Annotated in this window: 18 protein-coding genes and 2 tRNA genes; 4 read left to right on the top strand and 16 right to left on the bottom strand. The window is 68.0% G+C overall.

Annotation, left to right across the window (positions count from 1 at the left end; translation table 11 throughout):
- Positions 1–4: 4 nt before the first annotated feature.
- On the bottom strand, positions 5–886 hold the full coding sequence (locus PGB26_RS03795) for a rhomboid family intramembrane serine protease (RefSeq protein ID WP_271638995.1): 882 nt from the start codon (positions 884–886) through the stop codon (positions 5–7).
- A gap of 25 nt (positions 887–911) precedes the next feature.
- Complete coding sequence (locus tag PGB26_RS03800) at positions 912–1,469, bottom strand: peptidylprolyl isomerase (protein WP_271638996.1); 558 nt, start codon at positions 1,467–1,469, stop codon at positions 912–914.
- A 144-nt stretch (positions 1,470–1,613) separates the two neighbouring features.
- On the opposite strand from PGB26_RS03800, the gene PGB26_RS03805 reads away from it, so the two are divergent.
- Together PGB26_RS03805 and PGB26_RS03810 are read left to right on the top strand one after the other, a co-directional pair.
- Positions 1,614–2,111 carry a DNA helicase gene (locus PGB26_RS03805; protein ID WP_271638997.1) on the top strand — a complete coding sequence of 166 codons (498 nt, stop codon included), beginning with the start codon at positions 1,614–1,616 and terminating at the stop codon, positions 2,109–2,111.
- Between the two features lie 23 nt (positions 2,112–2,134).
- Entirely contained in the window at positions 2,135–2,623 is a 489-nt protein-coding gene (locus tag PGB26_RS03810; protein WP_271638999.1) for an aminoacyl-tRNA deacylase, read from the top strand.
- 100 nt (positions 2,624–2,723) lie between these two features.
- On the opposite strand, the gene PGB26_RS03815 is transcribed toward PGB26_RS03810, so the two are convergent.
- The 5 genes from PGB26_RS03815 to PGB26_RS03835 all read right to left on the bottom strand — a co-directional run bounded on the left by PGB26_RS03815 (position 2,724) and on the right by PGB26_RS03835 (position 5,951).
- Positions 2,724–3,167: an NUDIX hydrolase gene (locus PGB26_RS03815; protein ID WP_271639000.1), complete on the bottom strand. Its 444-nt coding sequence runs from the start codon at positions 3,165–3,167 to the stop codon at positions 2,724–2,726.
- A 35-nt stretch (positions 3,168–3,202) separates the two neighbouring features.
- Complete coding sequence (locus tag PGB26_RS03820) at positions 3,203–3,514, bottom strand: DUF7882 family protein (RefSeq protein ID WP_271639001.1); 312 nt, start codon at positions 3,512–3,514, stop codon at positions 3,203–3,205.
- Between the two features lie 100 nt (positions 3,515–3,614).
- Positions 3,615–4,553, bottom strand: coding sequence for a helix-turn-helix transcriptional regulator (locus PGB26_RS03825; protein WP_271639003.1), 939 nt, complete (start codon positions 4,551–4,553; stop codon positions 3,615–3,617).
- A gap of 104 nt (positions 4,554–4,657) precedes the next feature.
- Positions 4,658–5,788, bottom strand: a complete 1,131-nt coding sequence (locus tag PGB26_RS03830) for an aminotransferase class V-fold PLP-dependent enzyme (protein WP_271639004.1) — start codon at positions 5,786–5,788, stop codon at positions 4,658–4,660.
- 90 nt (positions 5,789–5,878) lie between these two features.
- Positions 5,879–5,951, bottom strand: a tRNA-Ala gene (locus tag PGB26_RS03835).
- A 23-nt stretch (positions 5,952–5,974) separates the two neighbouring features.
- Here PGB26_RS03835 and PGB26_RS03840 point away from each other — a divergent pair.
- Positions 5,975–6,583: a DUF3253 domain-containing protein gene (locus tag PGB26_RS03840; protein ID WP_271639006.1), complete on the top strand. Its 609-nt coding sequence runs from the start codon at positions 5,975–5,977 to the stop codon at positions 6,581–6,583.
- A gap of 67 nt (positions 6,584–6,650) precedes the next feature.
- On the opposite strand, the gene PGB26_RS03845 is transcribed toward PGB26_RS03840, so the two are convergent.
- The 4 genes from PGB26_RS03845 to PGB26_RS03860 form a co-directional block, all read right to left on the bottom strand.
- A tRNA-Ile gene (locus tag PGB26_RS03845) sits at positions 6,651–6,724 on the bottom strand.
- An 81-nt stretch (positions 6,725–6,805) separates the two neighbouring features.
- Positions 6,806–7,609, bottom strand: coding sequence for a hypothetical protein (locus tag PGB26_RS03850; RefSeq protein ID WP_271639007.1), 804 nt, complete (start codon positions 7,607–7,609; stop codon positions 6,806–6,808).
- A complete protein-coding gene (locus PGB26_RS03855) occupies positions 7,606–8,307 on the bottom strand; it encodes a LuxR C-terminal-related transcriptional regulator (protein ID WP_271639008.1) in 702 nt (233 codons plus the stop codon). The genes PGB26_RS03850 and PGB26_RS03855 overlap by 4 nt, the downstream gene beginning before the upstream one ends.
- On the bottom strand, positions 8,295–9,632 hold the full coding sequence (locus tag PGB26_RS03860; RefSeq protein ID WP_271639009.1) for a sensor histidine kinase: 1,338 nt from the start codon (positions 9,630–9,632) through the stop codon (positions 8,295–8,297). Before PGB26_RS03860 ends, PGB26_RS03855 begins: the two co-directional genes overlap by 13 nt.
- A gap of 107 nt (positions 9,633–9,739) precedes the next feature.
- On the opposite strand from PGB26_RS03860, the gene PGB26_RS03865 reads away from it, so the two are divergent.
- Positions 9,740–10,462: a VIT1/CCC1 transporter family protein gene (locus PGB26_RS03865; RefSeq protein ID WP_271639010.1), complete on the top strand. Its 723-nt coding sequence runs from the start codon at positions 9,740–9,742 to the stop codon at positions 10,460–10,462.
- Between the two features lie 61 nt (positions 10,463–10,523).
- Here PGB26_RS03865 and PGB26_RS03870 read toward each other — a convergent pair whose 3' ends face one another.
- The 5 genes from PGB26_RS03870 to recF form a co-directional block, all read right to left on the bottom strand.
- Entirely contained in the window at positions 10,524–10,928 is a 405-nt protein-coding gene (locus tag PGB26_RS03870; RefSeq protein ID WP_101188886.1) for a DUF3566 domain-containing protein, read from the bottom strand.
- Positions 10,929–10,948: 20 nt separating this feature from the next.
- Positions 10,949–13,507, bottom strand: coding sequence for a DNA gyrase subunit A (gene gyrA, locus PGB26_RS03875; protein WP_271639013.1), 2,559 nt, complete (start codon positions 13,505–13,507; stop codon positions 10,949–10,951).
- A 54-nt stretch (positions 13,508–13,561) separates the two neighbouring features.
- Positions 13,562–15,610, bottom strand: a complete 2,049-nt coding sequence (gene gyrB / locus PGB26_RS03880) for a DNA topoisomerase (ATP-hydrolyzing) subunit B (RefSeq protein WP_271639014.1) — start codon at positions 15,608–15,610, stop codon at positions 13,562–13,564.
- A 116-nt stretch (positions 15,611–15,726) separates the two neighbouring features.
- Entirely contained in the window at positions 15,727–16,239 is a 513-nt protein-coding gene (locus tag PGB26_RS03885; RefSeq protein ID WP_442923002.1) for a DUF721 domain-containing protein, read from the bottom strand.
- Positions 16,217–17,398, bottom strand: coding sequence for a DNA replication/repair protein RecF (gene recF / locus PGB26_RS03890; RefSeq protein ID WP_271639016.1), 1,182 nt, complete (start codon positions 17,396–17,398; stop codon positions 16,217–16,219). Before recF ends, PGB26_RS03885 begins: the two co-directional genes overlap by 23 nt.
- Positions 17,399–17,426 lie beyond the last annotated feature (28 nt).

Raw genomic sequence — 17,426 nt, forward strand, 5'->3', positions numbered from 1 at the left:
GGCGTCAGAACAGGTTGCGCAGCACGACCGGAGTCACCAGGAAGGCGACGGCCAGAAGCGCGATCGTGAGCACCACGAGCAGCAGGATCTGGACGAGACGCTGCGAGTGACGGCGGGTGCGGGCGAAGATCAGGCCGACCAGAGCGCCGACCGCCGCTCCCCCGATGTGCGCCTGCCAGGCGATGTTCAGCGTCTGGATGAAGCCGATCGCCAGGTTGATGGCGAGGATCACGAGGATGCCGCGGATATTGGCGCCGATGTGGCGGCCTATCACCAGAAGCGCACCCATCAGGGCGAAGATCCCGCCCGAGGCGCCAACGGTGGCGGCGAGCGGATCGAATACGGCCATCGCCACCGAGCCGCCGAGGCCGCCGATGAGATACAGGGCGACGAATCTCCACCGTCCGAGCAGCGGCTCGAGACTGCGACCGATCATCCACAGCGCGAGCATGTTCAGCAGGAAGTGCGTGATGCCCGAGTGCACGAGCATCGTCGTCAGCAGCCGCCAGGGCTGGAACGAGAAGTCGCCGCCGAACATGTCGGGGAACAGGTAGGGCGCGGCGAAGAGCAGGGTCCGGTCGATGATCGGGCCGAGCAGCAGCTGCAGCACCCCGACGACCGCGGTCACGCCGATGATCGCGTACGTCGCGATCGGCTTCGAGGAGTCGACGCCGGAGCGCCAGGCCCGGTGGGCGCGGCGCTGTGCGGGCGTCTGCGCCTTGCGGTCGGCCTTCATGCACTCCGGGCAGATGACGCCGACGGGCGCCTGGGTCTGGCAGTCGGCGCAGATGGTGCGCGTGCAACGCTGGCAGAGCACGAAGCTCTGCCGATCCGGATGCCGGTAGCAGAAGTTCTCGCGGTTGCGCGTGAAATCAGGAGAGGTCATCCGGATCGGCTCGAGCGGTCGTGTCTCAGTTGGCGACGATGTCGACCGAGTGCAGCACGACGTCCTCGACGGGACGGTCCTGCGCGCCGGTGCGCACCTTGGCGATCTCATCGACGACGGCCTTGGAGGCGTCGTCGGCGACGACGCCGAAGATCGTGTGCTTGCCCTGCAGCCACGGGGTCGGGTCGGTCGTGATGAAGAACTGCGAGCCGTTGGTGCCCTCGGCCTGGCCCGTGATGGCGTTGCGGCGCAGACCGGCGTTCGCCATGGCGAGCACGTACGGGTCGTTGAAGTTCAGCTCGGGGTGGATCTCGTCGTTGAAGTTGTAGCCCGGACCGCCGATGCCCTGACCGAGCGGGTCGCCGCCCTGGATCATGAAGTTGGGGATGATGCGGTGGAAGATGACGTCCTTGTACAGCGGGCCCTCGCCCGGCTTGCCGGTGGCGGGGTGCGTCCACGCCTTCGAGCCGTCGGCGAGGCCGACGAAGTTGGCGACCGTGTTCGGAGCGTGGTCGCCGAACAGGTTGATGACGATGTCACCGTGGTTGGTGTGCAGGGTTGCGACGTGAGATGCGTGAGGCATGGCTCCATTGTCGCAGAGCCCTCCTGTGCGGGCGCGGCGTATTGTCTCGTTTCCGCGCGCCGACCGCCAGACTCTGCTCCAATTCAGTGTGTTGTGGTTGGATGATCAGCGGAACGGACATCGACCGACCGACGGGAGAGCAACGTGAATCTCAGCCGCAAGCGCAAGAAGGAACTGCGTCGACTTCAGCAGGACGCCGGACGACTCTGGGAGTCGCAGCAGGTTCTCGTCGGGCACGCTGCCGACGTCGCCCGTGAGGCCGGACGCCAGCTGGGCAACTTCAACCGCGAACAGGTCTTGCCCTCTGTGCACGACTCGTACGAGCGCCACCTCGCCCCCGCCGTCGACCGCGGCGTGAAGTTCGGCAAGCACGTCGTCGACCATCGGGTCGTTCCGGTCGTGGGCGGCGTCGTCGGCACCGCCCTCTCGGCGTGGGATGTCGCGAACAAGAAGCGCGCCGACCTCGGCTGGGGCCCCCGCCACGTCGCTCCGCAGAAGAAGAGCATGGGCTTCGGCTCGGTCGTCGCGATCGTGCTCGGCGTCGCCGCGGCGGTCGGCGTCGTCGCCGCCGCGTGGCAGGCGCTGCGCGCAGACGACGAGCTGTGGGTCGCCGACGACCCGCTGTCTCCGCCCAACGCGTGATCCACGCCGACCCGCATGAGCGGGTGCGTGCTGCTGCGGCCGCTCGAGGACTCGACATCGAGATCCGAGAGCGGCCGCAGGCGCGCAGTCTGCGCGACGCAGCCGCGCTTCTCGGGCTGCAGCCGTCCGACATCGTGAAGACCCTCGTCGTGAAGACCTCCGCGACCGGCTCAGCGACGCGCCCTCAATACCTCTTCGCCCTGGTTCCCGGTGGGCGTTCCATCTCGTGGCCGAAGCTGCGTGCCGTCGTCGGCGTGAACAGGCTGCGCCTCCCCGAGCCCGAGCTCGCGCTGGAGGCGACAGGCTTCGAACGAGGCACGATCGTGCCGATCGGCAGCACCACCGACTGGCCCGTGTACGCCGACGAGACCATCGTCGGACGCCGCATCGCGATGGGCGCGGGTGCACACGGTTACAGCCTCTTCACCGAGGCCGACGACCTGATCCGCGCCTACGGCGCGACGGTCGCCGACATCTCCCAGCCCGAGCCGCCTGGCGACAGCCCCCGCTGACTCAGGCGGCGCCGTCGATCACGGTGTCGAGCACGCCCGCAGCGACCGCGGCCGTCTCCCGCCGCAGTCGCCGCCATGCCGTTTCGATCTGCGAGCAGTGTCAGCCGGCCTGCGCCGGCAGCAGGGCCGCCATTCGCAGACCGATGTCGACGAGCTTCACCCGCTGCAGCGCGGTGACCTCGTCGAGCGTGAACCAGCCCGCCATGTCGGTCGAGCCGTTCTTCTCGAACCGCAGTGCGCCGCCCGTGACCTCAGCGCGGTAGACGATCCGCAGGGTGTGCAGGGGCACCTTGTTCTCGTCGCGGCGCACGCGACGAGAAGCCGGGATCACCCGGGAGTGGATGCCCAGCAGCGCCGTCGTCTCGATGCGGAATCCCGTCTCCTCACGCAGCTCCCGCCGCACGGCGAGCTCGGGATCCTCGCCCTCTTCGAGTCCGCCGCCGGGGAGCGTCCACGCCACGCGTCGGCCCTCGACCCATCGGGCCAGCAGCACGCGGCCGCCGTCGTCGGTGACGATCCCGTAGGCGGCGACGCGCAGGTCCATGCACTCACAGTAGTCGCGGTGCCGCCGGCTGCGGGTCAGGCTGTCTCGACCGGCTCGATGTGCTCTTCGGTGAGCAGGATGCCACCGCTGGTGTTCGCGGAGTTCGACAGCTCGCTGAGCCACTGATGGCTCAGATCCGGGGCGACGGGCTCGTCGAAGCTGAAGCGCAGGGGGATGGACGGGTGCAGCCATAGCGTCGATCGTCCCGAGCCGTCCGGATGGCGCCATGACAGCGTGAAGCTCTCGTTGCGACGCAGCTTGAGGGCGATCACGACCTTGAGGTGCGCGAGCGTGCGATCGTCGACCTCGATCGGATCGGGTGAATTGCCGTAGTAGATGAATCCCATTGGTGCTCACCGTACGAGGAACGCCCGACCGCTGCATCCGCATGCGTCACCGAGCGACGCCGAACGCACGTGCTGTTCGTTCTCTGACCGCTCGGGCCGGTCAATGACCCTGCAGGGTGTCCTTCGCGGACCGACCGTACGTCTGCCGATACAGGGAGTTGAAACGTGAGCTGTTCGCGAATCCCCATCGTCGTGCGATCCGCGTCACCGACTCGTCGGCGCCGCCGTCACGCAGATCGCGGTGTGCGCCGTCGAGGCGAACCCGGCGCAGGTACTCGGTCGGAGTGGTGTCGATGCCGCGCCGGAACGCGTACTGCAGCCCGCGCGTCGAGATGTGCACCGCCGCGGCGACGTCGTCGACGGTGATGGGCAGGTGGGCGTGTTCGTCGATGTACGTGAGCGCTCGACGCACGGTCGCGGCGCTGTGGCCGCCGCCGTCGCGAGCGATCGCCGACGAGAAGGTCGAGGGGAAGCAGCTGAGGATGCTCGTCAGGGCGTGACGGATGAGGCCGGCCTCGATCAGCTCGTCTTCCGCGCCGTCCAGCGCCATCGCCGAGGTCAGCAGGTAGTCGAAGGCGCGAACCCATTGACGCGCCGCGAGGTCCGAACAGGGGTGCACCGAGGTCACGCGCAGCGACAGCAGCTCGTCGCCGGTGACACGGCGCGCCAGTTCCTGCGCGCCCACGCGGTCGAGGATGAGCGCTGAGACCTCGGCCGTGCCGTTCCACTCCGCCTCGACCTGGGCGCTGTCGGTGGCCCAGGGCATCCCCGGCTCTATGATCGACCGGCGCGTGCGCACCTCGCTGTCGGCGGCGACGAGTCGGCTCGCGAACAGCTGATCCTCGGGCTGCACCCGGGAGTGCACCTCGGCGGTGAGCGAGTACCGCACGATCGCGACGTCGCGGAGTGTCGCCGATCGCCAACGGAATGCGAAGTTCTCGGGGTCGATGCGCAGCAGCGACGCCGACGGAACGAACGTCTTCCAGATCTCCTCGACGTCATCGACGTCGTCGGAATCCATCCGCAGGATCTCCGCCACGAAACCTCCCGTCCCCACCCTCGGAGTCGTGCTCCGCGCACCCTTCAGAATAATCGGGGATGCCCGTCTGCGCCCGGAACGACGGCCTCGGCGCGCGCGTGGCGTCAGTCGCGCACAGCGAGAAGCGCTCTCTCGAGCCGCGCCACCGCGGCATCCACGTCGTCGAGTTTGTCGAGGCCGAACAGTCCCACCCGGAACGACGAGAAGCCCTCCGGCTCGTCGCAGTGCAGGGGCACGCCGGCGGCGACCTGCACGCCGTGCTGCCGGAACGCCGCGCCGGTTCGCAGCTCGGGATCAGCGGTGTGCACGACCACCACGGTCGGCGAGGCGAAGTCCGGTGCCGCGACCGACGGCAGCCCGTGCTCGGACAGAAGCGCGCGCACGCGGGCGCCGAGCTCGATCTGGGCATCGCGCAGCGCGTCGAAGCCGCGCTCGCGCGTCTCGATCATCTGCCGCAGGTTTCGCGCGATCGTGTCGGTGGGCATGGTCGAGTGGTACCCGGCCGAACCGTCCCGGTAGGCGTCTGAGATGCTGAGCCAGCGGCCCAGATCGAGAGCGAAGCTCGTCGCCGTCCCGGATGCCACCGCCCGGCGTCCCTCGCCGCTGAGCATCACGTAGCCCACCCCCGGCGACCCGCTCCAGCCCTTCTGCGGCGCGGAGAGCAGCACATCGACCCCGAGATCGCGCATGTCGACCCACATCGCACCGGAGGCGATGCAGTCGAGCACGAGCACGCCGCCGACCTCGTGCACGGCGTCGGCGAGCGCGCGGACGTAGTCGTCGGTCAGGATGATGCCCGCCGCCGTCTCGACGTGCGGCGCGAAGACGACCTCGGGGCGCTTCGCCCGGATGGCCGCGACCACCTCGTCGATCGGTGCAGGGCTCCATGCCGCCCGCACGTCGTCGCCGTCTGACCGGGCGAGGCAGACGGTGATGTCGGATGCCACGCCGCCCATCTCGAGGATCTGCGACCAGCGGTACGAGAACAGCCCGTTGCGCACGATGAGGGCGCGCCTGTTCGTCGCGAGGTGGCGGGCGACGGACTCCATCGCGAAGCTGCCCCCGCCGTTGACGAGCGCGGCGCTGTCGGCGTTGTACGCCTCGCAGAGGATGTCGATGGTCTGCTGCATGATGCCGACGAACCTCTGCGACATGTGGTTCAGCGACCGGTCGGTGAACACCACCGAGTACTCGAGCAGTCCGTCAGGGTCGATGTCAGCGTGCGGCAGCGTCATGCGTCCACCCTGCCACTGTCGCGTGTGGAGGAAACAGGGCTTTCCGTGAAGCGGAAGAAAGCCCCGGCGATGCCGGGGCTTTCGATCTTGTGGAGCCTAGGAGATTCGAACTCCTGACATCTTGCTTGCAAAGCAAGCGCTCTACCAACTGAGCTAAGGCCCCCCACGGTGCGAGCACCGCGGTCAATGATACATGCCGCCGGGTTCGAGACCGCAATCGCGGCCGGCGGCCAGGGCATCCGCGCGTGTCGGGGGACTGCCGGCACCGAGGTCAAGTCCCTGTCGGTGAGCGTGCGTCGGGCGGATGCTGGCGACATGGATCCGGAGATGACGGCCGACGGTCACCACATCATCGTCGACGGACGGCGGTGGCGGGCGACCGACCCGTCGATCCCCGACTCGTTCCGGCAGGAGCTGGTCGACGAGCTCATGTCGGCGCGACGCGCCGTGAAGGCGGGGGAGAGCGACGCCCGACGCCGGGTGAACGATGCGAAGACCGCCCTCGGCGAGAGGGGAGCGCCCTGGTGGGACGATCGTTCCGGCGCTGACTTCGACGAGCGCATCGCCGCGGCCGTAAGGGCCCTTGTGCGCAAGCGCCACTCGTCGTCGATCTGCCCGAGTGATGTCGCGCGCACGGTCGGCGCGCAGTCGTGGCGGTCGATCATGGACGACGTGCGGCGCGTCACCGCTCAGCTGGCGGACGAGCGGCAGGTGATCGTGACGCAGAAAGGCGAGCCGGTGCAGATCGGCGATGCCCGCGGACCGGTGCGCATCGTGCGCGGCCCCGAGCTGTGAGAACGAGGCCCATAGCCTGAGAACGAAGAAGGCCCCGCCGGAGCGGGGCCTTCTTCGTCGTCTTGAGTGGGGCTACCAGGACTTGAACCTGGGACCTCTTCATTATCAGTGAAGCGCTCTAACCGCCTGAGCTATAGCCCCGTCAACCTCCAAGACTTTACCGGATATTCCTGCGCAAAAGCGAATCGAGCCCGGCCTGCGCGCAGGCCGGGCGTTTCGGATTCACTCCCCGCTGCCGCCCGGGCGCAGAGTGGCGGATCCGGCGGAGACATTCCCCGTGATCCGATGCCTGCTGTCACTGCTCTGATCAAGACTGCTATCGAGGGATCCGGCGCTCACCTCGCGGCGCAGGTCGTACTCCTGGTCGGGCAGAGTGAGGTCGAGAGCTCCGGCCGAGACCGTGAAGTCGACGCTGTCGGGCACGCTCGTGAGCGTCGAGACCACGCGACCGGCGCTGATCCGGTACTGCGCCTGCTCGACTCCACGCAGCTCGACATCGGCGCGGCCGGCGTTCAGCTCGATGTCGAGCGCGCGAGCATCCCCGGCCAGCGCGAGCGAACCGGCGTTCACATCGACTCCCAGATCGGCGAATTCGCCGGTGACGTCGAGTCTGCCGGCCTGCAGGGTGAGCTCGGCATCCACTCCCTCCAGAGCGAGCGGCAGCACGAGGGTCGCCCGCTCGTCGCCTCGCAGCCAGTTCGGACTCCACCAGTCGAACCCGCGATCGGGGCCGCGGACTTCCAGCCGGCCGGCATCCGCACGCAGCGTCCACCCTCCGGTCGACGCGCCTTCGACCCGCAGCTCGGCGTCGTCGACATCGTCGAACAGGATCCGCATGTTCGCTCCGCCCACTTCGACGTCGATCGAGCTCACGCCACCGACATCCGTCGTGAGCTGCCCCGACTGCGGACCGATCTGCTGCAGCCCGGTGACGGCGGCGGATGCCGCGGAGCCGAGCATCACGGCTCCGCCGAAGGCGGCGACCACCACCGTGATCGCGCCGATGCTCTTCTTCGTGCCGCTCATCGCAGCCCTCCCTGGTCGTTGCGGCCGGCGTCCGCCGAACCGTGGTTCTCGATGTGAGCAAGTGCGGCCAGCACCCGCCGGTTTCCGTCTTCGGGCTCAAGACCGAGCTTCTGGAAGATCGCGGTGATGTGCTTCTCGACGCTCGCCTCGCTGAGGAACAGCATCCCGGCGATGGCGCTGTTCGATCTGCCCTCTGCGATCAGAGCGAGCACCGTGCGCTCGCGTTCGGTCAGTCGCAGCATCCGCTCGTCGCGGTTGCGGCGGGTGAGCAGCTGCGCGACCACCTCGGGGTCGAGCACCGTGCCGCCGGCCGCGATCCGCGCGACCGACTCGACGAACTCGGCCACATCGGCCACCCGGTCCTTGAGCAGGTAGCCGAGGGCCCCGCCCTGCGTCTGGCCCGTCTGCGCGGCGATGAGGTCGCTGGCGTAGCGCTCCTCGACGTACTGCGAGAGCACCAGGATGGGAAGCGACGGCCGCGCCGCTCGGATGGCGAGAGCCGCGCGGATGCCCTCATCGGTGAATGTGGGCGGCAGCCGCACGTCGAGAATGGCCAGGTCAGGGGCGGAGGCCGTGACGGCGTCCATCAGGCCGGTCGTGTCGGGCAGCGCCGCGACGACCTCGTGACCGGCGTCTTCGAGCAGGCGGACGAGGCCTTCGCGCAGCAGAACGGAGTCCTCGCAGATCAGGATGCGCATGGCACGCTCACCTCCAGGCTGGTCGGGCCGCCCACAGGGCTGTCGAGGCGGAAGGTGCCTCCGGCGGCGAGCACGCGGTTCGTGATGCCGTCGAGGCCGCCGCCGGGCTGCACCTGAGCACCGCCCATCCCGTTGTCTTCGACGCGCGCCCACAGGCCTCCGTCGCGGCTGCGCACGACGACGCGGCATTCGCTGGCTCTGGAGTGCTTGGCGGCATTGGTCAGCGATTCGGCGATCGCGAAGTAGACGGCGGCCTCGGCATCGCGGCACGAGGCGCCGGCGCCGGTCGCCGAAGGATCGATGCGCACATCGAGCTGCACCGGGATGTGCGAGCGCCCGGCCAGCGCCGAGAGGGCGGCGTCGAGACCGCGATCGTCGAGCACGGAGGTGTGGATGCCGCGGGCGAGCTGCCTGAGCTCGGTGATGGCCGCCTTCGTGGAGGTGTGCGCCTCGTCGATCAGCGACTTCGCGGTCGCCGGGTCGGCGTCGATCTTCTGCTTCGCAAGTCCCAGGGTCATGCCCACCGACACGAGTCGGGGCTGCACGCCGTCGTGCAGGTCTCGCTCGATGCGGGTGCGCTCGAGTTCGGCCGCGCGCACCGCACCGGCGCGCTGCGCACTGCTCGTGCGCACCTGGGCCGTGAGCTCGGCCTCGCGGCTGGGGATCACGAGTGCGCGGCTCAGCACGCGGTGCAGCAGGGCGACGCCGATCATGCCGGCGAGACCGGCGATGAGCCCGACGATGCCGACCACCGGCGCCCACTCGACGGCGAGGTAGCTGCCGAAGGGGCCTTCCACGCTGCCCTCGGACGACAGGGGGGCGAACGCGAAGAACACCGACCAGATCATGCCCCAGAACAGTCGCAGCACGATCGTGCCGAGGATGCAGGCCAGCACGAAGTTGAGCATCGTGCGCCACATGCGCCCATCGACCGACTGCCGTGCGAGGTTGCGCAGCCACCCGCCGAAGCCGGGCTTCGTGCGCTCCCGCCAGCGCAGGTCGGCGACGTCGACGCCGTAGAGGCCCGCCACGCGACGCACCTCGAACCACGAGACGCCGTAGATCGCGTAGACCACGCCGACCAGGAACAGCAGGCCGATGCCGAAGACGAAGAGCAGCGCCAGACCGACGCCAAGCACGGCGCTGAGCGCCGCCAGTGCTGCCGAGCCGACGGCGCCGAGAGCGGCCAGCTCGAGGATGGTGAGGACGATGCGCAGCGGCGGGCGGGGGACATCCGCGCTCGGACGATACGCCGCGCGCGCCGGCGGCGGCGGCGGCGCGGCCTCAGGGCTGGGCGGTGCCGGGGGAGTCGGATTCGTGGTCATGACTCAAAGCTACGGTTCCGCGAAGCGTCCCGACATGGAGGCAACCAGACATCCACGTTCGGGTTTTCCCTACCCGCCGTGCGGCTCAGGCGTGGTTCACTGGCAGCATGAGCGCACCTAACGCGATACACGACGCAGAACCACACTCGGGCGGCACGGGCCAGCGACTGAACTGGCTGCGCGCCGGCGTTCTGGGCGCCAACGACGGGATCGTGTCCGTGGCCTCTCTCGTCGTCGGCGTCGCCGGTGCCACCACCGACAACGCCGCTCTGCTGGTCGCGGGTCTGGCGGGGCTGGTGGGTGGTGCGATCTCGATGGCGCTGGGGGAGTACGTGTCGGTGAGCAGTCAGCGCGACACCGAGCGCGCGCTGATCGAGAAGGAGAGCGAAGAGCTGCGCACCATGCCGGAGCAGGAGCTGGCGGAGCTGGCCGAGCTCTACCGACAGCGCGGGCTCAGCGAGCAGACCGCTCGGCAGGTGGCGATCGAGCTCACCGAGCACGACGCGCTCTCGGCTCACCTCGAAGTCGAGCTCGGCATAGACCAGCACGACCTGGTGAACCCGTGGCACGCGGCGATCTCCTCGGCGATCTCGTTCACGATCGGGGCGCTGCTGCCGCTTCTGGCGATCCTGCTGCCGCCATCGGACTGGCGCGTGCCGGTCACGTTCGCCGCCGTGCTTCTCGCCCTGGCCGCGACGGGTGTGATCTCGGCCCGGGTGGGCGGTGCCTCGGCGATGCGGGCATCCGTGAGACTCCTGGTCGGCGGGGCCATCGCCCTGCTGGTCACCTGGCTGATCGGCACCCTGCTCGGCACCACGGGGGTGGTGTGAGCGCTCGAGACATGGGAAGACCCCCGGCCACGACGTGGCCGGGGGTCTTCTCGCAGAAAGACTAGTTCGACATGAACCCGACGAGCAGACCGCCGGTCACCTTCACCGCCAGGTTGTAGATACCGGCGATGACCGCGCCGAGCACCGTGAACACGATCAGATTCAGGATCGAGACGACCGCGCCGAAGGCCATGATCTGAGGGAGCCCGATGAGGCTCGACAGATCGATGGCTCCGTCGGTGAGCGTGTCGAGGATCTTGCCGACCTGCGCGATGACGTTCGTCGCCTGCAGCACGAGGTACACCAGGAAGAACGAGACCATGGTCACGATCGCCAACGCCACCGCTCCGAGGAACGACAGCTTCACGGCCGACCAGAAGTCGACGTAGACCAGACGCAGGCGCACCTGCTTGCCCCCGGTCTTGCGCGTGGACTTCTTCGCCAGCTTGTCAGCGACTGTACTCATCTATCGGTGCTCTCTTCGGATCAGGCTTCGGGGGTGTCAGCGGGTGGCGTGGCGGGCTCGGAGACCTCGATCTCGCCGAGAGACTCGTCATCCTCCTCGATGCCGCGCTCGCTGTTGCGTGCGACGGCGAGGATGCGATCGTCGCCAGACATGCGGGCGAACACGACTCCCATCGTGTCGCGACCCTTAGCCGGCACCTCGGCCACGGCAGAGCGTACCACCTTGCCGCTGGAGAGAACCACCAAGACCTCGTCGTCCTCGGAGACGATGAGACCACCGGCGAGAACGCCCCGTTCGTCGCTCAGCTTGGCGACCTTGATGCCCGTTCCACCGCGCTTCTGCACCTTGTAGTCGGCGACGGTCGTGCGCTTCGCGTACCCGCCGTCGGTGACGGTGAAGACGAAGGATTCGTCGTGGACGACGGATGCCGAGAGCAGGCAGTCATCGTCGTCCCTGAACTTCATGCCCCGCACGCCCTCGGTCGCGCGGCCCATCGGTCGCAGCGCCTCGTCGGTGGCGTGGAAGCGCACCGACATTCCCTTGGCGCTGATGAGCAGGATGTCCTCATCGGAGTTGACGAGCTTCGCGCTGACCAGCTCGTCGGTCTCACGGAGTCGGATGGCGATGACGCCGCCCTGGCGGTTGGTGTCGTAATCGCCGAGGCGGGTCTTCTTCACCAGTCCGCTGCGAGTGGCGAGCACCAGATAGTCCTTCGCCTGGTAGTCGCTGATCGCGAGCACCTGGGCGATCTTCTCGTCGGGCTGCAGCGCGAGCAGGTTCGCAACGTGCTGACCCTTCGCATCGCGCCCCGCCTCGGGCACCTCGTAGGTCTTGGTGCGGTAGACGCGACCCTTGTCGGTGAAGAACAGCAGCCAGTGGTGCGTGGTGGTGACGAAGAAGTGCTCGACGAGATCGTCGGCGCGCAGCTGCGCGCCCTTCACTCCCTTGCCGCCGCGGTGCTGAGAGCGATAGTTGTCGCTGCGCGTGCGCTTGATGTATCCCTCACGGGTGACGGTGACGACCATCTCCTCGACGGGGATGAGGTCCTCCATCGACATGTCGCCGTCGAAGCCGTGCAGGATGTGTGTGCGACGCTCGTCACCGAAGCGGTCGACGATCTCGGTGAGCTCGTGACGCACGATGTCGCGCTGACGTGCCTCGGTGGCGATGATCTCCTTGTAGTCGGCGATCTTCAGCTCGAGCTCGGTGGCCTCGTCGATGATCTTCTGCCGCTCGAGTGCGGCCAGGCGACGCAGCTGCATCTGCAGGATCGCCTCAGCCTGGTCGTCGTCGATATCGAGCAGCGCCTTCAGGCCCTCGCGCGCCTCGTCGACCGTGGGCGAGCGGCGGATCAGGGCGATGACCTCGTCGAGTGCGTCGAGCGCCTTGAGGTAGCCCTGCAGGATGTGCATGCGCGCCTGCGCCTTGCGCAGTCGGAATCCGGTGCGGCGGACGATGACGTCGAGCTGGTGGTCGAGCCAGTGGGTGATGAACCCGTCGAGGCCGAGCGTGCGCGGCACGCCGTCGACGATCGCGAGCATGTTCGCGCCGAAGTTCTCCTGCAGCTGGGTGTGCTTGTACAGGTTGTTCAGCACGACCTTCGCGACGGCGTCGCGCTTGAGCACGACGACGAGGCGCTGACCGGTGCGGTCGGAGGACTCGTCGCGGATGTCGGCGATGCCGGTGATCTTGCCGTCGCGGGCCAGGTCGCCGATCTTCACGGCGAGATTGTCGGGGTTGACCTGGTACGGCAGCTCGGTGATGACGAGGCAGGTGCGCCCTTGGATCTCCTCGACCTCGACGATCGCGCGCATCGTGATCGAGCCGCGACCGGTGCGATACGCCTCGTGGATGCCCTTGGTGCCGAGGATCTGCGCGCCGGTGGGGAAGTCCGGTCCCGGAACGCGCTGGATGAGACCTTCGAGAAGCTCCTCGCGGGGGAGCTGCGGGTTCTCGAGCGCCCAGAGCGCGGCGGCCGACACCTCGCGCAGGTTGTGCGGGGGGATGTTGGTCGCCATGCCGACCGCGATGCCGATCGAGCCGTTGACGAGCAGGTTCGGGAACCGCGCGGGCAGCACGTCGGGCTCCTGAGTCTGCCCGTCGTAGTTCGGCGAGAAGTCGACCGTGTCCTCTTCGATGTCGCGCACCATCTCGAGCGCGAGCGGAGCCATCTTCGTCTCGGTGTACCGGGGAGCGGCGGCGCCCATGTTGCCGGGGGAGCCGAAGTTGCCCTGCCCGAGCGCGAGCGGGTAGCGCAGCGACCACGGCTGCACGAGACGGACGAGGGTGTCGTAGATCGCGGTGTCACCGTGCGGGTGGTACTGACCCATCACCTCGCCGACGACGCGCGCGCACTTCGAGAACGACTTGTCGGGGCGGAAACCGCCGTCGTACATGCCGTACAGCACACGGCGGTGCACGGGCTTGAGTCCGTCGCGCACGTCGGGCAGCGCGCGACCGACGATGACCGCCATCGCGTAGTCGAGGTACGACCGCTGCATCTCGGACTGCAGGTCGACCTGGTTGATGCGGCCGTGCTCGTGGCCCGCGGTGATGTCGGGGCGTTCTTCGTCAGTCATGTGTGTTCTTTCGATACCGGTCGTTGAGCGAGCGCAGCGAGACGAGTCGCGCTATCAGATGTCGAGGAAGCGGACGTCCTTGGCGTTGCGCTGGATGAAGGTGCGTCGGGATTCGACGTCCTCACCCATCAGCACGCTGAAGATCTCGTCCGCCGCTGCGGCGTCGTCGATGGTGATCTGGCGCAGGGTGCGCGTGGTGTGATCCATCGTCGTCTCCCACAGCTCCTTGGCGTTCATCTCGCCCAGACCCTTGTAGCGCTGCACACCGGCATCCTTCGGCAGACGCTTGCCGTTCTCGGCGCCGTGCGCCAGCAGCGCATCGCGCTCGGCGTCGGAGTAGACGTACTCGTGCGGCGCGTTCGACCACTTCAGGCGATACAGGGGAGGCATCGCGAGGTACACGAAGCCCGCCTCGATGAGTCCGCGCATGTAGCGGAACAGCAGCGTGAGCAGCAGCGTGGTGATGTGCTGGCCGTCGACATCGGCATCCGCCATCAGCACGATCTTGTGGTAGCGGGCCTTCTCGATGTCGAAGTCCTCGCCGATGCCGGTGCCGAAGGCCTGGATCATCGCCTGCACCTCGCGGTTGCCGAGCGCCTTGTCTAGACGCGCGCGCTCGACGTTGAGGATCTTGCCGCGCAGCGCCAGGATCGCCTGGGTGTGCGGGTCGCGCCCCTGCACCGCCGAACCGCCGGCCGAGTCTCCCTCGACGAGGAAGATCTCGCTGATCGACGGGTCCTTGCTCGTGCAGTCCTTGAGCTTGTCGGGCATCGCGGCCGACTCGAACACGCTCTTGCGGCGGGCGGTCTCGCGGGCCTTGCGGGCGGCGATCCGGGCCGTGGCGGCGTCGATCGCCTTGCGGATGACGTTCTTCGCCTGCTGCGGGTTGCGGTCGAACCAGTCGCCGAGCTGGTCGTTCACGACCTTCTGCGTGAACGCCTTGGCCTCGGTGTTGCCCAGCTTGGTCTTGGTCTGGCCCTCGAACTGCGGCTCGCCGAGCTTGATCGAGATCACCGCGGTCAGGCCCTCGCGCACGTCGTCGCCGGAGAGGTTGTCGTCCTTCTCCTTGAGCAGGTTGTTCGCGCGGGCGTAGCGGTTGACGAGGCTGGTCAGCGCGGCGCGGAAGCCCTCTTCGTGCGTGCCGCCCTCGTGGGTGTTGATCGTGTTGGCATAGGTGAACACGTTCTCGGTGTACGAGGTGGTCCACTGCATCGCCAGCTCCAGCGAGATTTTGCGCTCGGTGTCCTCGGACTCGAACGCGATGATCTCCTCATTGACCACCTCGGCCTTTCGCACCTTGTTCAGGTACTCGACGTAGTCGACCAGACCGCGCTCGTACAGGAACACCTCGGACGGCTGGCGGGCGACGACGGTGCCGTCGACGTCGTCTTCGAGGGCGGATGCCGGCCGCTCGTCGCGCAGCGCGATGCGCAGCCCCTTGTTAAGGAACGCCATCTGCTGGAAGCGCGTGCGCAGCGTGTCGTAGTCGAAGTCGATCGTCTCGGTGAAGATCTCGGGATCCGGCCAGAAGGTGATGGCCGTGCCGGTCTCGTCGGTCGCCTCGCCCTTCTCGAGCTTCTGCTGCGGCACACCGCCCTCGGCGAAGCGGTGCCGCCAGACGAAGCCCTTCTGCTTGACCTCGACGTCGAAGCGAGTCGACAGCGCGTTCACCACCGACGAGCCGACGCCGTGCAGACCGCCCGAGACGGCGTAGGCGCCGCCGCCGAACTTGCCGCCCGCGTGCAGGATCGTCAGCACGACCTCGACCGTCGACTTGCCGGGATCGGAGGAATGCGGGTCGACCGGGATGCCGCGGCCGTTGTCGACCACGCGCACCGCACCGTCTTCGAGGATGGTGACCTCGATGTTGTCGGCATGACCGGCCAGAGCCTCGTCGACGGAGTTGTCGACGATCTCGTACACGAGGTGATGCAGACCACGCGGCCCCGTGGAGCCGATGTACATGCCGGGTCGCTTGCGCACGGCCTCGAGACCCTCGAGGATCTGGATCTGGTCGGCCCCGTAGTCGCCGGAGACCTTTGTGGAGCTGTTCTCGATCGGTGCGCTCGTGGAAGCGTCGTCGGCGTTGTCTTCAGGCGTCATTAGAAATGGTTCTCCACATCGAAAGTACGATCCCATTCTAGTGGTTTCACACAGCGATATGCGCCTCAAACGCCGTGTGATCGCTTCTGAGCGCTTGAGGGTGCGGGCGTGGTGTCCTACCCGTAGGTGTCCCGCGGGCCCCGCCCCGGCACGACTCGCGGACCCCATTTCCACGACGGGACGTCAGGTCCGATGAAGCGGATGTTCTGCACTCCGGCGTCCGGATACCGGGTGCCGATCTCGGTCATGATGACCGCGCGCATGAACTGCAGGTTCTTCGCCCATGCCGTCGAATCGCATTTCACGGTGAGCACGCCGCGCTCGAGCGAGACCGGTTCCGAGTGCTTGGCCGTGTCGGCGCCGGCCAGCTCGGCCCACTGCCTGACGAGATCCTCGGCGGCGAGGGTCTTCTCCCATCCCGAGTCCTTGGTGAGCTTCGCCAGCACATCGCCGAGCATGCCCGGGTCGCGGCCCTTGGTGAACGGGGCGTTGTCGTCATCGACCTCGATGCGCTTCTTGCGCTTCCAGTTCTTCGCACTCGGCTTCAGTCCGCGCAGGCGCAGGTAGGTCGCGATCGTCTCGGGAGGGCGCGGCCCGTCGACGGGCTCAGGGACCCGGCTCATCGGCATCCTCCCTCTCGTCGGTGATGGTGCCGGCGCTGATCCGCACGACGTGACGGTGCAGCGGCTCGGGGATGTCGGCCTCGACCGCGGCCGTGACGATCACCTGCTCGTATCCGGCGGTCAGCGCCGCCAGCCGCTGCCGGCGGTCGGCATCGAGCTCGGCGAAGACGTCGTCGAGGATCAGCACGGGGTCGCCGGCCGGTGATTCGGTGCGCAGCAGCTCGGCGGATGCCAGTCGCAGCGCCAGAGCGACCGACCACGATTCACCGTGGGAGGCATAGCCTTTCACGGGAAGGTCGCGCACGCGCAGGATCAGATCGTCGCGGTGCGGACCGACGAGAGTCAGGCCGCGCTCGATCTCCCTGACCCGCTTGGCCTGCAGTGCCGCACGGAACTGGTCGGCGATCTCCCCGCGCGGATCGGCGTCGGCGTCGCGCTCGTCGTCGGTCTCGTCCTCCGGATCGGCACCACGCACCGACAGCGCCCAGTCGAGCTGCGGGCGATGGTCAGCACCGGCGATCGCCGCGTAGGCATCCGTCACCGGACCCTGCAGGTCGGCGGCGAGACGCAGCCTGGCGTGGATGATCTCCGACCCGAGTGCGATGAGCTTGTCGTCCCACACGTCGAGGGTCGACAGCCCCTCACCGCGCACGCCTCGCGCCCGCGCCGACTTCAACAGCGCGGTGCGCTGGCGCAGCACACGCTCGTAGTCGGCGATCACGCCGGCCATTCGGGGGGTGCGCTGAATCAGCATCTGATCAGCGAATCTTCTGCGCGCTGATGGGTCGCCGCGCACGATCTGCAGATCTTCCGGCGCGAACAGCACCACGTGCGCGTAGCGCGGCAGCTCGTTGGTCTTCGACGGGGAGCCGTTGATCCGCGCCTTGTTCGACCCCTGCCGATTGAGCTGCACCTCCACGAGCACCTTGCGCTCACCGTGCGCGAGACGCGCCCGGATGACGGCGAAGTCCTTCGTGTCCTTCACCATGGGCGCATCGGATGACACGCGGTGCGAGCCGAGCGTGGCGAGGAAGACGATCGCCTCGGCGAGATTGGTCTTGCCCTGCCCGTTGCTGCCGACCAGCACGTTCGGGCCGCGGTGCAGGGCCAGGTCGGCGGTCGCGTAATTGCGGAAATCGACCAGGTTCAGGTGCTCCACAATCACCGCTACAGCCTACCTTCGGGCCCCGACA

Origin of the sequence: Microbacterium sp. nov. GSS16 (genome assembly GCF_028198145.1) — a bacterium.
GTDB lineage: Bacteria > Actinomycetota > Actinomycetes > Actinomycetales > Microbacteriaceae > Microbacterium.